The sequence below is a fragment of the Hymenobacter duratus genome (genome assembly GCF_014698995.1).
In the GTDB taxonomy this organism is placed as follows: Bacteria; Bacteroidota; Bacteroidia; order Cytophagales; family Hymenobacteraceae; genus Hymenobacter; species Hymenobacter duratus.
This window is the reverse complement of sequence record NZ_JACWZZ010000004.1, coordinates 202,666-215,246: the sequence shown is the minus strand read 5'-3', so window position 1 is coordinate 215,246 and position 12,581 is coordinate 202,666. Positions and strand designations below refer to the sequence as shown.

The 12,581-nt window shown below is 61.4% G+C and carries 18 protein-coding genes and 1 tRNA gene; 11 read left to right on the top strand and 8 right to left on the bottom strand.

The annotated features are described in order from the left end of the window. The first annotated feature begins 149 nt into the window (after nucleotides 1–149). From IC231_RS17000 to IC231_RS16990, 3 genes are all read left to right on the top strand, one after another. A complete protein-coding gene (locus IC231_RS17000; RefSeq protein WP_190785688.1) occupies nucleotides 150–1,610 on the top strand; it encodes a L,D-transpeptidase scaffold domain-containing protein in 1,461 nt (486 codons plus the stop codon). Nucleotides 1,611–1,697: 87 nt separating this feature from the next. Then, a tRNA-Thr gene (locus IC231_RS16995) sits at nucleotides 1,698–1,770 on the top strand. A 154-nt stretch (nucleotides 1,771–1,924) separates the two neighbouring features. Continuing rightward, entirely contained in the window at nucleotides 1,925–3,238 is a 1,314-nt protein-coding gene (locus IC231_RS16990; RefSeq protein WP_190785687.1) for a site-specific integrase, read from the top strand. 213 nt (nucleotides 3,239–3,451) lie between these two features. Here the strand turns inward: IC231_RS16990 and IC231_RS16985 are convergent, their stop codons facing one another. Beyond that, complete coding sequence (locus IC231_RS16985) at nucleotides 3,452–3,640, bottom strand: hypothetical protein (RefSeq protein WP_190785686.1); 189 nt, start codon at nucleotides 3,638–3,640, stop codon at nucleotides 3,452–3,454. A gap of 100 nt (nucleotides 3,641–3,740) precedes the next feature. Here IC231_RS16985 and IC231_RS16980 point away from each other — a divergent pair, with 100 nt between their 5' ends. From IC231_RS16980 to IC231_RS16965, 4 genes are all read left to right on the top strand, one after another. Beyond that, nucleotides 3,741–4,322 (top strand): thermonuclease family protein, encoded by a 582-nt coding sequence (locus IC231_RS16980; protein ID WP_211539152.1) that lies wholly within the window; start codon nucleotides 3,741–3,743, stop codon nucleotides 4,320–4,322. A 48-nt stretch (nucleotides 4,323–4,370) separates the two neighbouring features. After that, on the top strand, nucleotides 4,371–5,006 hold the full coding sequence (locus IC231_RS16975; RefSeq protein WP_190785685.1) for a DUF6266 family protein: 636 nt from the start codon (nucleotides 4,371–4,373) through the stop codon (nucleotides 5,004–5,006). Between the two features lie 171 nt (nucleotides 5,007–5,177). Next, complete coding sequence (locus IC231_RS16970) at nucleotides 5,178–5,834, top strand: hypothetical protein (protein ID WP_190785684.1); 657 nt, start codon at nucleotides 5,178–5,180, stop codon at nucleotides 5,832–5,834. 83 nt (nucleotides 5,835–5,917) lie between these two features. Then, nucleotides 5,918–6,493 carry a hypothetical protein gene (locus IC231_RS16965; protein ID WP_190785683.1) on the top strand — a complete coding sequence of 192 codons (576 nt, stop codon included), beginning with the start codon at nucleotides 5,918–5,920 and terminating at the stop codon, nucleotides 6,491–6,493. Between the two features lie 159 nt (nucleotides 6,494–6,652). Here IC231_RS16965 and IC231_RS16960 read toward each other — a convergent pair whose 3' ends face one another. The 7 genes from IC231_RS16960 to IC231_RS16930 all read right to left on the bottom strand — a co-directional run bounded on the left by IC231_RS16960 (nucleotide 6,653) and on the right by IC231_RS16930 (nucleotide 9,808). After that, nucleotides 6,653–7,348, bottom strand: a complete 696-nt coding sequence (locus IC231_RS16960; protein ID WP_190785682.1) for a PD-(D/E)XK nuclease-like domain-containing protein — start codon at nucleotides 7,346–7,348, stop codon at nucleotides 6,653–6,655. Between the two features lie 44 nt (nucleotides 7,349–7,392). After that, nucleotides 7,393–7,638 carry a hypothetical protein gene (locus tag IC231_RS16955; protein ID WP_211539151.1) on the bottom strand — a complete coding sequence of 82 codons (246 nt, stop codon included), beginning with the start codon at nucleotides 7,636–7,638 and terminating at the stop codon, nucleotides 7,393–7,395. 86 nt (nucleotides 7,639–7,724) lie between these two features. Continuing rightward, nucleotides 7,725–8,435, bottom strand: a complete 711-nt coding sequence (locus IC231_RS16950) for a hypothetical protein (protein ID WP_190785681.1) — start codon at nucleotides 8,433–8,435, stop codon at nucleotides 7,725–7,727. Nucleotides 8,436–8,517: 82 nt separating this feature from the next. Beyond that, nucleotides 8,518–8,832, bottom strand: coding sequence for a DUF3846 domain-containing protein (locus IC231_RS16945; protein WP_190785680.1), 315 nt, complete (start codon nucleotides 8,830–8,832; stop codon nucleotides 8,518–8,520). A gap of 97 nt (nucleotides 8,833–8,929) precedes the next feature. Further along, entirely contained in the window at nucleotides 8,930–9,148 is a 219-nt protein-coding gene (locus IC231_RS16940) for a hypothetical protein (protein ID WP_190785679.1), read from the bottom strand. Then, nucleotides 9,145–9,459 (bottom strand): hypothetical protein, encoded by a 315-nt coding sequence (locus IC231_RS16935; protein ID WP_190785678.1) that lies wholly within the window; start codon nucleotides 9,457–9,459, stop codon nucleotides 9,145–9,147. Before IC231_RS16935 ends, IC231_RS16940 begins: the two co-directional genes overlap by 4 nt. Next, nucleotides 9,452–9,808 carry a hypothetical protein gene (locus tag IC231_RS16930; protein ID WP_190785677.1) on the bottom strand — a complete coding sequence of 119 codons (357 nt, stop codon included), beginning with the start codon at nucleotides 9,806–9,808 and terminating at the stop codon, nucleotides 9,452–9,454. The genes IC231_RS16935 and IC231_RS16930 overlap by 8 nt, the downstream gene beginning before the upstream one ends. 183 nt (nucleotides 9,809–9,991) lie before the next feature. Between IC231_RS16930 and IC231_RS16925 the strand changes: the two genes are divergently transcribed. The 4 genes from IC231_RS16925 to IC231_RS16910 all read left to right on the top strand — a co-directional run bounded on the left by IC231_RS16925 (nucleotide 9,992) and on the right by IC231_RS16910 (nucleotide 12,415). Further along, nucleotides 9,992–10,396: an SLOG family protein gene (locus IC231_RS16925; protein WP_211539149.1), complete on the top strand. Its 405-nt coding sequence runs from the start codon at nucleotides 9,992–9,994 to the stop codon at nucleotides 10,394–10,396. 734 nt (nucleotides 10,397–11,130) lie between these two features. Continuing rightward, nucleotides 11,131–11,598 (top strand): M15 family metallopeptidase, encoded by a 468-nt coding sequence (locus IC231_RS16920; protein ID WP_211539147.1) that lies wholly within the window; start codon nucleotides 11,131–11,133, stop codon nucleotides 11,596–11,598. Next, nucleotides 11,591–12,031, top strand: coding sequence for a hypothetical protein (locus tag IC231_RS16915; RefSeq protein WP_211539146.1), 441 nt, complete (start codon nucleotides 11,591–11,593; stop codon nucleotides 12,029–12,031). The genes IC231_RS16920 and IC231_RS16915 overlap by 8 nt, the downstream gene beginning before the upstream one ends. Nucleotides 12,032–12,118: 87 nt before the next feature. Then, entirely contained in the window at nucleotides 12,119–12,415 is a 297-nt protein-coding gene (locus tag IC231_RS16910) for a hypothetical protein (RefSeq protein WP_190785675.1), read from the top strand. Nucleotides 12,416–12,581 lie beyond the last annotated feature (166 nt).

The following is a 12,581-nucleotide window of genomic DNA, read 5'->3' as shown; positions in this document are numbered from 1 at the left end:
CCACTGTTCTTGCTTTCGACATAGAAAATACTTAACTTATCCCAACTGGTCTGCGTCGCTATCAAGACGGAAATTTTGCTTTCTGCCAACGGCTACATGAAGTAAATCTACTCGCTCAGCTCTTTACGGCGCTTCTTGCCCCTACTCCCATGGCTTGGTTAAGAAGTAGCGCACGCGCTGCTATTTTCTGGATGGTTCTGGCCGGTAGCGCGCTTGCTCCGGTGCAGTCATCGGCGAAAGAGGCCAACTGTTTCCTATCGGTGCCGGCTACTCACCCGGCCGCACTTACACTTCGCTCCCTGCTGGACACGGTAGCTCTGGGACCGACAGCTACTTATGCTCAGCTGGGCCTGCAGGCCGGAGCCGCCGTCCAGCAGTTTTACAGCCTGCGCAATTTTACGGCGGCCTGGACTCATCCCGATTCTGGCTGGAATCACTCAGCAGAGCAGGCCCTGGCACTACTGCGCCGGGCGCCGGAATTTGGTCTGGACCCTGCAACCTACATGTGGGCGGAACTAGCGGCCCTACCTGACTCACTTTCCCGCTCAACTACCGCATCCAGTAACATCACGGGGTATGAACTGCGCCTCACCGACGCCCTACTACGGTTTGCCACTCATCTCCGCTACGGGCGCCTGCAACCTGCAACCCTCACTCCTGTTCCCCTCAGCAGCAACTCGGCCCAACGGGCTGCCACGCATCTGCAGCAAGCCCTGCAAGCACCAGACCTGGCAGCGGAGTTTCTGCGCTACCAGCCCAGCAGCCGGGCCTACCGGCAGCTGCAGCAGACCTGGAGCCGGCAGCTTCCTTCGGACTCGACGCAGCCGACCCGGGGAAATGAAGCAGACTTTCGGCGGGTTGCGCTTAATCTGGAGCGCCTGCGCTGGGATGAAGCCCGAAACGACACTGCCGAGTATGCGCTGGTCAATATTCCTGCTTATCAGCTTCAGATTATTAAAAACGGCCTGATAGTGCAGACGCACCGGGTGGTGGTGGGCAAACCGCAGACTCCAACGCCACAGCTGGAAAGCCACATTAACGTGTTCATCACGGCACCCGACTGGCGCGTGCCCTATAGTATTGCCGCAAACGAAATCCTGCCGGAGCTACAGAATGACCCCAGCTTCCTGGCAGATAACCACTACCGCTTATTCGACTATCGGAATCGTGCCGTCAATCCGTGGCGGGTTCAGTGGGACCGAATTACTCCTCAGACCTTCCCCTACACGATTCGTCAGACGCCGGGCCGGCACAATGCCTTGGGCAATATCGTCTTCTACTTTACCAACGACCACGCCATCTACCTGCACGACACACCCGCCAGACTACTGTTTCGGGAAACCCGCCGGGCCCGCAGCCACGGCTGTATCCGGTTGGAAAAGCCGCTGGAGCTAGCGGCATATCTGCTCAAGAGAGAAGGCCAGCAGGCTGCCTTGGCGGATATGCGCCGGAGCATTGCCACCCACCAAAAATGCCGCTACGATCTGGCAAAAGGCCTGCCAATCCGGATTCGCTACTACACCTGCGAAGCACGCAACGGCCGTCTGTATTTTCATCCGGATGTATACTGCGAAGATGAGGTGCTGGCAGCGGCATTATTAGTGCCGTGAATCACAATACGTTGGATAAAAGTTGTGCTTTTTTTTCGCTTCCAGCTTGAAATAACGGCAGCAGCCCGTAGTTTTGCAGCACAATTCGCCTCCTTAGCTCAGCTGGTAGAGCAACTGACTTGTAATCAGTAGGTCGTTGGTTCGATCCCGACAGGAGGCTCTTCTTATCACTACCGGAATGCCCGGAAACTTGCTCCTCGCGCTGCGAAAGCTGGTTTCCGGGTTTTTTGCGTCTAGGGGTACTCGGTTCTCTGGGCGCGAATCTTTCAACTCTGGGTGGGAGTCACGCCCCCCCTTACGCCCCCCATACCGGTATGGTGACGCAATTCACGCTTCGCACCGACAAAAAAGACAGCACGGGCCGGTGCCCCGTACATTTGGTCGTCTACTTCGACGGGTTGCGCCTTCGCTGCGCCACCGGCGAAAAGTGTAAACCGGCCGACTGGAATACCGAACGGCAGCAGTTCCGGCGCTCCTATCCTCTAGCCGACGAGGCCAACGACCTACTGAAGCTAATGGCCGGAAACGTGCTGGCTTGGTGGCGCACCACGCGCGCGGCCGGCGAGACGCCCACAGTGGCTGGCCTAAAAGCGGCCCTGCGGCCTGCCCCAGCTCCCACACCTGCCTCCGAACGGCTGGTGGTCGAGGAAATAATGCAGTTCCGTGAGGTCATGCGCCGGCGCGGGCTGATGTTGAACACGTTGCGCCACTACCTGGTGACGGCAAATTGGCTGCGTGATTTTGAGAAATGGGCCGGCCGCTCGCTAACCGTCAGCGGCTACGACCTGGCCACCCACGACCTGGTACTGGCCTACCTTCGCCACGAACGAGAATTAAGCCCTAATTCCCTCTACACGGTGGGCAAGGATCTGCGGCGGCTTTTCGGCTACCTGCGCGATGAGCGAGAATTGCCCATCAGCGTGGAACCGCGCAAGCTGCGCGTAGCCTGTCAGGACACGGAAAAAGTGTACCTCACGGCACCGGAGCTGGAGCGACTTCGTGTAACCGTACTACCCACTACGCTGGCGCCGGTACGGGACGTGTTTCTCTTCTGCTGCTATACCGGCCTACGTTATTCGGATGTGCTGCAGCTACACGGGGGCAACGTGGAAGCCTTGCCCGACGGCTCGGGCAGGGTGTTGCGCCTGACCCAGACCAAGACCCGCACGCGGGTGAGCGTATACCTGACGGCCGCGGCCTCTACCCTGCTGGAAAAATACGCCGGCCCGGAGCGTGAAGGTGTGGGTGCGCGTCTGCTGCCGGTGTACCAGAACCAGGTGATGAACCGCTACCTCAAGCGCATCTGTCAGTTGGCCGGCGTCACGGCGGGCGTGGAAGTGGTGGAGGTACGGGCCGGACAGGTGATTAAGTCAATGCGGCCCAAGCATGAGCTGGTGACGATGCACACGGCCCGCCACACCTTCGCCACCCAAAGCCTGCTGCGAGGTATGCCGGTGGAGGTGTTACAGAAGATTCTAGGTCACGCCAGCATCAAAACCACGCTGGTGTACGCCAAAATCGTGGAGGATTTCCAACATCAGACCATGCGGCGCATCTGGGACGACGCGCCTACGCCGGCGCCGGTAGCTGCCGAAACAATCTGCACAGTGCAATCCTCGGCTGCCTGATTGACCGTCTGATTTACTGCTATAATACCCCAGCCCACCCAGTGGGCTGGGGTATTATTATGTCGTCGGGTGTGGGGCGGCGGCGTTGATGGCGATACTCAATAGCAGTGGCAGCAAGGCCAGCAGGAAATGAGCAGCAGCGGTAAAAAGGCAGGCACCGTCAAACAGATAGGGTAATACAGGAAAAAGGGCCGCCTTGGGCCTGAAGAAAATTTACCGCAGGGCGGCGGCTACCTCGTGCTCGGGCAGGCCAGTGAAGCGGCAAAACTCGCCGATGGATACATAGGATCCGGTAGGCTTGCCCAGATGCCGGCGCACGCGCTGGAGCAGGCGCTTGGCGCCGTCGTAGCTATGGCCGGTGAGGGTGGCTACATCCTTGGGAAATACGCAGACCTGGGGCATACGGGGTATCGTGGGGTAGTATCGGAAAGTGAAGATACGAAGCGCCAGGATGCGGTGCTAGGTTTGGGCCATGCAGGTTTTTCAAGCACTTCTGACGGGTATGCTGCTGACCGGTAACTGGTCGGTTCAGGCCCAGGTGCGCGCCAGCCGACTCCCCGCCCTGCTGCGCCCCACGCCGGCGACCGTAACGCTGCCGGCCTCGCCGGTGTGGCAGCTGATGCGGATAGAGCGGGTGGTGGACGCCGATACCTACGAGGTAGCCACGGCCGGCGGGCGGGCCAGAGTCCGGCTGCTGGGAGTGGACGCGCCGGAAGCAAATCAGCCCTTCGGACGGCAGGCCACGGCACTGGTCGGGGCCCTGTTGCAGGGGCAGCACGTGTGGCTGCAAGTGCGGGGCCGGGACCTGTATGGGCGGCACCTGGCCGCGGTACGACTACGGCCGGCGGCCTTCTCCCCCTTTGGAACAATGGCACTGGACAGTCTGCTGGTGGTGCGGGGCTGGGCCTGGGCCTATGAGCCGAGCCGGACCATTGCCCGCCGGCTGGCCGAGCAGCTACAGGCGCAACGGGCCGGCAGAGGCTTGTGGCAATGCGGCCCAGCGGGGCCGATAGAGCCGCGCGTATGGCGCAGCATGGACGCAGAAACGAAGCGGCGCAACCGGGGCGGCTGCCCCCGGATGTAGGAAGGCCGTTGAAGCAGCCGTTTTTCTCACCTCTTTCCTTTATTTACAATGGCACGCATTTACAGCCCGTTGGGCAACATCAAAGGCAGCCTGGGCAACCTGACCTTTTCGGGCGGCGCAGGTGACAACCAGATCCGCACCAAAATTGCCAGCAACAGCAGCAACACGCCCGCGCAGCAGAACACGCGCAGCCGCTTCAAGCTGCTGGCCGACCTGTTCCGCAAGTTCGGTGGCGCGGCCCAGGCCGGCCTCAAGCCCCAGGGCGGAAAGTCGGCTTACAACCGTTTTGTGCAGCTGAACTTCATTAACACGACGGCCGACGCGCTGGCCGTGGCCAGCATTGACTATTCGAAGCTGGTGCTGTCGGGGGGCTCGGTGGAGCCGCTGGCCGGCGTGGGCGCTGTGCTGGACCCAGTTACGGGCAAGGTAACGGTGAGCTTCGCCGACAACACCAACGGCAACACGGCGCTGGAAACGGACGGCGTGAAGGCCGTGGTGGTCAACAAAGCTACGGGCCGCTTGGTGGCTGCTTCGGATGAGGACATTGCCCGGGCCGATGGGAGCATTGAATTAAATGATGACACGCTGATGGGCGTGGTACCCGCCGATTTGATGGTTTTGGCCTTCGCCTACCGCGCCGACGGCTCGGATGCCTCGGCGACCTCGCAGGCGCAAGTAGCCTAATCGGGCAGCAGCACAACTGCCCTGGCCTGCCGTTGGTTGGGGCGGTTTTGTGTTTAAGCCAGTTGGGGCGGACGGGAGACGACTAGGAAGAAGCTAGGAGCAACCTACCGGAAAACCACCCGGCTCGGCTGATCATCCTTCTTGTATTTTTTCAATTCAGACTGCAGCACAATGCCTAGAAAGACAGATTATCAGAAACAAGCCGACAAGCGCACCCGGGATGCACTGCGGCTACGGGCCCGCTTTGATGGCCGCCTCCGCAAGTATTCGGGGGCGCTGCTGGCGGCGCTTGCCGGGGCACTGGACGCCAGAAACCGGATCAACCGGATCAACCTGCTTTACGGGGTTGATATCAGCACTGAAACCCTTTTAGCGCACGAAGTACGCGTATCCGGGCTCGGGGACCAGTTGGGCACTATGCTGGGGAATAGCACACCCGGCGAAGAAATTCAGCTATTCAACCTAACGATAGACGGTAACAGCGGCGCGGTGCTGGCGCTGGAAGCGTTGTTTGGGGAAATAACACCTGACCTTGGCACGGGTCCGGGCTCGGGTGTGGACACCCCACCAGCTCCGATGTACAATACCTCCTTGACGGGCCCAGACGAAAGCGCCTCCGGCGTGACACTGGCAGCCTCGGCCGGGGACGTGCTGCGCTTCAACACGCTGGCGGAGGGCGGCTCGGCTCCAAGCAGCATGGACGTGAACGTGGGTGGCCAGCAGGTAGCCAGCGTGGCGTACCTGGACCGCTACAACGGCAAGGCGTTCAGCTTCACGACGGGTGGGGTAACCCGCACGGGCAGCTTTGCGGCCGTGGTAAACTTCTAGGATCTGTCCTGGAAACAGAATGGGCCGGTCTGGGTGTGTAAGCCAGGACCGGCCTTTTGTTTTACTCTTTACTTTTTCTCAAAATGAGCACTATCAGCAAACAGCTTTCGGGTATTCTTTTCAACGGGGCGGCGCTGGCGCTGGCCTCGGCTCCCTGGAAAAACAACGTGCGGGCCATTTACGGCTTCAATGGGGCGGGTAATGGGTACACATTATTCAAGCCCACCAGCAACTTCAACTCACTCACGCAGCTGCAACAGGACGGGGCTTATATCGTGGACGCGGCCACGCTGGGGTTTGAGCTGCCGGGCGCTACGATGGTGGCGGGTGCCGGCGCCTCCACTGGGTCTAGAGCTACGTTATCAGTTACTCGTGCCGTTATTACCAACGTGACGTCTAACCCCGGTTCTACCATCGGGTACGTTAGGGCTGAGCTTACGGTGCATTCAACTGATAGGGATGATATGGCCTTTTTGGTGTACTACTCCCCTACTGTATCGCCGGGTATTGTTTATAGCAATCAGGAATCCACCATTCAACTCGGCTTCTTTGAGGCCGGTTCTGAGGGCACTTTTACTATTTACAATCGGCAAGGGGTTGCCATTGAACATCAGTTTGTTGTTCCTGCTGCTGAATACCGGGACCCGAACGCAGCATAGCCTGCATACATATTCAGTATAAAAGCCGGCCCATCACAGTGGGGCCGGCTTTTTTGTTTGGGGTGCTAGTTGCCTATATCGTTGTGGCTGGGTCGGCCGACCCCGTCGCGCGTGGCGCTGCTGGAGCACCGTTGGCGGCGGTGGGAGTGGAAATGGTTGTTAATCGGCCCATGTACGCGTCGGCACCTGCTGAACCAATGGAGCTACTACTTTCTGCCCTTGCTCAGCGTAATATTTTAGCAGCCGCTGGTACTTCTTGCGGCCTTGCTCCATACTGTAGTTGTCGGCCGACAGCTCTACCAGCCAAATATCGTGCGGGGCCTTCTTTTGCACGCCCACAATCAGAAAGCGGTCGGCGCCTAGCACATCCGTGTACAATGCGGCCTGGCGGTCGTAGTCGTAGGCTTCGATGGTGGCCACGAACTGGGCGTAATCCTGGCAGCTGGTGGTTTTGAAGTCTACAAGCACCTTGCGGCCGAGTCGAGGCGTCACTACGAGCAGGTCGGGGCGGATTTTAACGGGGAGGCCAGTTTCCGCGTGGATGGCGGTGTGGGTCACCTCGGCAGTGCCTCTATATAATAGGTCGCGGCAGTAGCGTTGGCGGCGCACGGCGGCGGCCAGGTTGTCGAGCAGGCGCAGCTGACCCGGGGGCAAGTCCTGCGGGGCGTGGTAAAGGTGCGGCTCCAGCACCGCCTCGTGGAAGGCGACGCCGAAGATGAGCGCCTGGGGGTTGCCGGTGCGCGTGATGCCCAGGGCCTCGTTTTTAAGGTTGGACAAGTCGGTGTTGCTGATGTGGGGCAGGGCGCGGTGTTCGGCCTGGGTGATGCCGGGGTGAGCGGTGAGGGTATGGAACATCGTGGGGGAAGCTGAAAGTCGGGAGTTAGAAGCTAGAAGGATAGCTAGCAGATGAAGGCCAGGCGTTGGGCTTCCCCCTGGCGGTGGAGCCAGATATGGGCGCCGCCGCACCCAACCAAGTAATCCGGGGACGGGAACAGCTCGCGCACGGCCGGGGCCAGGTCGCGCAGGTCAGGCAACGGTGCGACGCCCTCAATGAGCTGAGTCAGCCGGGTGAATTGCGTGGCTTCGGTTTCGTCGCGGGCAGGCTCGTGTACTACCAGCTGCGGCATATCCAGGGAAGTAGACATAATGAGTAACTGGGGACATGGATTCGTTTTGATGGCCAATAGCCTGGGTGGCCCCCTCTCCTGCTGCTGGGTCGGGGGCCGGTAGGTCAGGCAGCTAGTGCCGCCGCTTTGGCAGCCGGCGCGGCTTCCAGTTCAGCGGGCTGGGGCTCGGTGTAGCGGGCCGGCAGGCGGTAGCCCTGGCAAATGCGCAGCTCGGCGGTGTTAGTCATGGTTTCCGCGCGGTAGATGTCGTGGTCCTGGGTGAATTCCTGGCGGGCCTGCACTTCGGCTAGGTCGGCGGGTATGTAGCTGAACTCGGCAATGAAGTAGGTAGCGGGCTTGCCGTCCTTCTCGGTCTGCTTCTTCTGGGGCGTGACGGTGAGCAGCACATCGGTGAGCTTGAGGTCGTCGTAGAACAGGCTGGCGTTGAGCTTCTGCAGGTTTTCGACGCTGTAGCCGTGGAACAGTACGGCGCACACGGCCCCGATTTCGTCGACGAAAAAAAGCTCGGCCCACACCTTGCGGCCCATATTGAGGATGTTATCCGAGAAGATGCGCAGGGCCATTGGAATGAAGCTCAGGGTTTTGCCGAGCACCTTTTCTCCGTTGACGTTGAACACGCCGGCTTTCAGGTCGGCGCGGATCTGCTTGGGGTGGCCGGGCAGGTAGCGGAAGCGGCTGGATTCGGTGACTTCGCCGGTGGCCTCGTCCACGGTGGCCGTCAGGTAGGCACGGCTAGGCGTAAGGGGTGCGACCGAAGTGGCGGGCGTAACGGTAGCAGCTGAGGCGGTTTGTGGGGTTTTGGTGGCGGTTGCCATAATGGAAGGAGGTAAAAAAGTGGGGTCAGTCGGCGGCCGGCCCCTTCGCCGTGATTACTGGTGTGGGTGCAGGGCGCGGGGCCTAGCGGAACTGTTTGTCGTGGCAGAGAATGACGCGGCCCACGATGCTATCCTGGCCGCGGGCTTCGGGCTGGTACTGGTACCACAGGTAAGTAGCCAGCAGATTCAGGTAGCAGGGCTGGCGGAACTTGCCTTCGTCGTCGATGATGAGAATCAGCTCGGGCGTGAGGCGCACTACGTCCACCGTCTGGCAGTCGAGCAGCCGGTAGAGTTCGGCCAGCTTGAAGCTGCGGCCGTTGGCCGGGTGGATGGGTTGCGGCTCGGCGCTGTGCGGGTCGAGCAGATGGGGCTGGTATGTGGTAGCGGTGGCGGGCATGAGGTGAGGTATTGAGGCCCACGCCGGGTGGGCGCGGGCCGGTGAATAGCTTATTTCAAGTCCTGAGGGTGCGGGTGGTACTCGTCGCAGTGCGCGCTCAGCGGCAGGGTTCGGGCTTGTTTAGGGCCGCGGCAGCAGCCGTAGCGGCTTCCTGTGTGGTATGGCGGCCGGGCGCTGCTTGCATCTGGTAGAGGCCGGCGCGGCCGGGCATGGTACCGTGCTGAGGCACGTCGTGCACCACGGCCCAACCGGGGCCGGCGGCGTAGAGGCAGGCCGCATACCAGCGGCCTGCCTGCGTTGCGGGGCCTAGGCTCATGGCTGGCCTTCCTCAAATAGTAGCGCCTCCAACTGCTCAGTTAGCTCCTGCTCCTGGGCGCTGCCCACATACAGCGGGCGGCCGGTGCGCAGGCAGTACACGCCGCGCAGCCGTACGTGGGGCTGCCGGCGACTGGACCAGCTGAACTCATCGGCCGAAACCCACTGCACATAGTAGGACACGGCCGCCAGCACTTGCCGAAGCCCGCCGAACAGTGACACCGCTAGCTCACGCTCCGGAAAGCAGTGCCGGCGGGAGTAGCTGCCCGCCCCAGCCGGGGCAGGCGCTACAGTGGTGGCCTGGCTACGCATGAAGGCGGCGAACTACCTGGTGGCGACGCGCCCGGCAGGCAAAGCCGGGACGGGTGAGCTGCACCCCGCACAGAGCAGCGGCCGTGCGGCTAATGATGCGCTGAGCGTGGTGGCGGCTGACCGGAACGCCGGCAGCCGCGGCAGCGGCCACAGCGGCGGCTACGGCCTGAAACGGGCACGCTTGGGCGGCGTAATGACAAACGCCCTGGCTGGTGTGGTAGGAAACCTGGTACTGGGTGGCCTGGTAGCCGCAAGCGGCAGCGTAGACCTGGATGCTAGCATGATGGGCCACGGCCGGGCCGCACCAAGCGGCGGAAACGAGCTGCGAGAACTGCAGGGGGGTGAGCATAGCCTGTAGATGTTAGGCGTGGGGTGCGCTGCAGTGCGGGCCGGGCCCAACACGCGCCGCGGGCGCAAGGCGTCCGGGCCTCTCCCGAACTACTATACAAGTATACGGAAAACTGTAAATATATACAAAGAAAAGAGTAGGTATATTTTTACAGAATTACGGAAATATGTATTATATTTATATATGGAAAATATGCTAAAAACAGTGGGTGTAGTAGGTAGCCGTGGCCTGACGCACTGCCCGGCGCTGCTGAAGCGACTGGACGCGCTGCACGGAGCCGGTGAAGTGGCGGCGGTGGTAAGCGGCGGGGCGCGGGGCATAGATGGGCTAGCGGCCGGCTGGGCTATGCGCAACCAGGTGCCGCTGACCGAGTACCGGCCGGACTATGCTGCCCACGGAACTGCCGCCCCACTGGTGCGCAACGCCGCCATAGTGGCCACTGCTGATATAGTGCTGGTGTGCTGGGACGGGAAAAGCAGGGGCACGCTGGACGCCGCCCGCAAAGCGGCCCGGCTGGGCAAGCAACTGGAGTGGCTGCACAAGCCCGCACCCAGCAGCACCCAGGTGCCGGGCGGGCTGGGGCTATGATAACACCTGTCCGGCTGCCGGTGGTGGGCCGCCGGGGCCATGGCGGGCCGGAGCAGCACACCTACTGCCACTAAATGTCCGGGGGGGCTGGGGGGGCCGCCCCCAGAAAACACCGCCCGGAGGGCACCTTATGAGGCCCTGCTGCAGCAAGCCGCTGTTGCCGCTGCAAGCCGCCTCTACGCTGCAGGGCCGAGGCCAATGACTGGCCGACCAACGGAAGGCTGGGCATGAAAGCCGCCGTGCGAAACGTCCTTCAATGTGTGAAGCCTGACGCGGCGGGCTGGTGTGCACCAGACTCTTTGCCCGTCGTCTGCGAAGCCGCTGTAGCCACTGTGATGCAGTGGACGGGCGCCGGGGTGCTCGTGGGGATGGGTGGGTAGAGGCTGGCCGACCAGCAGGAGGCGGGCCGGGGCGGGTGGTTTTGGTGAGCGGAGGCCGGGGGCCCTTTTCGGGCCCTGGGGCGGAGCGTGGAACGACATTGGAGCAGAAGGCAACCTTAGAATCGACCGGAATGCGCTAGGGATGGGAAGGGCTGCGACGAAGGAGCGGGTGCAAAGCACCGGAGCGCAGCGGAGCCCTGGACAGCCTGGGCCGTAGGCAGCGCCCACCTGAAATAAGTCAATTTACACGCTTACATATTCTGCATTCATATATTACATAATAGTGTAAATCATACATCTTTGCAGTTACACCTTTTTACTGCACCCTTTATGCCACGTGTACTATCTGGGCGCTTGGATCAACCGCCCCGACTTACGGTAAAACAGTTGGCTGCCCAGGCACAGCGGCTCAATCAGGCAGTACCGTATCTGGCGGCAGCTTACCGGCAGGCGCTCAATCGGTGGCAGGGCGACCCGGTGCTGCGGCTAACGGGGCGGCCCATTATCACGGAGTGCTACCGTTCATCGGAGCGGCAGAACGAGCTGTTCGCGCTGGGGCGCAGCAAACCGGGACTTATTGTGACGTACAAACGAGGGGGCGACTCGAAGCACAACCAGGGCCCTCCCACTCCTGCTATTGACGTGGCGTTTCAGCTGGCCGATGGGTCGGTGTCGTGGTCGGGGCTGCTGCTCTCGAAGTTTGCGCGGCTGATGAAAGCGGCCGACGCACGGGTGGTGTGGGGCGGCGACTGGGTGACGTTCAAGGACCGGCCGCATTTTGAGGTGCTAACAGCGGGGAAAGGAGGTGATAAACGTGGATAGCCCGATACTAGCTAACTGGGGCGTGGTGTCGTCGGTGGTGGGCGGGGCAGTGGCGGTGCTGCTATACTTCGTGAAGAATTGGCGGGCGGTGGAGGAGCTGAAGATGACCTGCCAGAAGCAGGAGCAGCAGTCGGCGGCGCTGGCGCTGAAGGTAGACGACTACCACGTGTCGGCGGTGGCGCGGGAGGCCAAGCTGCGCGAGGAAATGAAGCTGCACGCCGAGCAGGTGCGGGTGGAGAGCCTGCAGCAGCGGGCCGAGCTGCGCAAGGAAATGACCGACCTGGTGCTGAAGCTGACGGAACGGCTGGCCAACATCGACAAGACCATGGCGCTGGTAGAGGAACGCACGAAGGTGCTAACTGAGGCCAGCAAGGAGCAGGACTCCCGGAATAAGTGGGCCGACCGGATTCTGGCGCGGCTGGAGCAGAAATAAAGTTGTCAGGGGGTAGTTGTCCGTTGTCAGTGGCTGCCTTCCCGACCGGTACTAACAACTGACAACATGCAACTAACAACTACTCACATGGACAAGAAACTTACAGTGCTGGACCGGGTAACGCTGCCAACGCCCCGGTTCTTTCGGAAAGTACGCACCATTGGGGCCGCGCTGGCGGCGGTGGGCAGCATCTTGGCGACGGCGCCGGTGGCGTTGCCGGCAGTCGTGGTGGCATTAGGCGGCTACCTGGTGCTGGCCGGCTCGGTGGCGGCGGCCGTGTCGTCCGTGGCGGTGGACCCGGATACGACACCGGTTCAGGTGGATGGGCGCACGGCAGCCGAGGTACGCGAGATTGTGGAGCGTGGGGACGCGGCTTCGCTGTAATCTTCTCTCCTACTCCTGTACTTCGTTTTCCAGGAGAAGATATGGCGGTGTTGCTCCCAGCATGTTAACTACAACGGCTAGCTATCCGGTGGGCATTATAATCTTTGAGTGCGGTCCCGCCCGAATAGTGTGTGCGGGCAGCAGAGGCGGGTAACTCAGTTAGTGG

Bases quoted from the DNA above. Each gene is read 5' to 3' on its own strand.
- IC231_RS17000 (WP_190785688.1), top strand. From the start codon at position 150: ATGGCTTGGTTAAGAAGTAGCGCACGCGCTGCTATTTTCTGGATGGTT.
- IC231_RS16990 (WP_190785687.1), top strand. From the start codon at position 1,925: ATGGTGACGCAATTCACGCTTCGCACCGACAAAAAAGACAGCACGGGC.
- IC231_RS16985 (WP_190785686.1), bottom strand. From the start codon at position 3,640: ATGCCCCAGGTCTGCGTATTTCCCAAGGATGTAGCCACCCTCACCGGC.
- IC231_RS16980 (WP_211539152.1), top strand. From the start codon at position 3,741: ATGCTGCTGACCGGTAACTGGTCGGTTCAGGCCCAGGTGCGCGCCAGC.
- IC231_RS16975 (WP_190785685.1), top strand. From the start codon at position 4,371: ATGGCACGCATTTACAGCCCGTTGGGCAACATCAAAGGCAGCCTGGGC.
- IC231_RS16970 (WP_190785684.1), top strand. From the start codon at position 5,178: ATGCCTAGAAAGACAGATTATCAGAAACAAGCCGACAAGCGCACCCGG.
- IC231_RS16965 (WP_190785683.1), top strand. From the start codon at position 5,918: ATGAGCACTATCAGCAAACAGCTTTCGGGTATTCTTTTCAACGGGGCG.
- IC231_RS16960 (WP_190785682.1), bottom strand. From the start codon at position 7,348: ATGTTCCATACCCTCACCGCTCACCCCGGCATCACCCAGGCCGAACAC.
- IC231_RS16955 (WP_211539151.1), bottom strand. From the start codon at position 7,638: ATGTCTACTTCCCTGGATATGCCGCAGCTGGTAGTACACGAGCCTGCC.
- IC231_RS16950 (WP_190785681.1), bottom strand. From the start codon at position 8,435: ATGGCAACCGCCACCAAAACCCCACAAACCGCCTCAGCTGCTACCGTT.
- IC231_RS16945 (WP_190785680.1), bottom strand. From the start codon at position 8,832: ATGCCCGCCACCGCTACCACATACCAGCCCCATCTGCTCGACCCGCAC.
- IC231_RS16940 (WP_190785679.1), bottom strand. From the start codon at position 9,148: ATGAGCCTAGGCCCCGCAACGCAGGCAGGCCGCTGGTATGCGGCCTGC.
- IC231_RS16935 (WP_190785678.1), bottom strand. From the start codon at position 9,459: ATGCGTAGCCAGGCCACCACTGTAGCGCCTGCCCCGGCTGGGGCGGGC.
- IC231_RS16930 (WP_190785677.1), bottom strand. From the start codon at position 9,808: ATGCTCACCCCCCTGCAGTTCTCGCAGCTCGTTTCCGCCGCTTGGTGC.
- IC231_RS16925 (WP_211539149.1), top strand. From the start codon at position 9,992: ATGGAAAATATGCTAAAAACAGTGGGTGTAGTAGGTAGCCGTGGCCTG.
- IC231_RS16910 (WP_190785675.1), top strand. From the start codon at position 12,119: ATGGACAAGAAACTTACAGTGCTGGACCGGGTAACGCTGCCAACGCCC.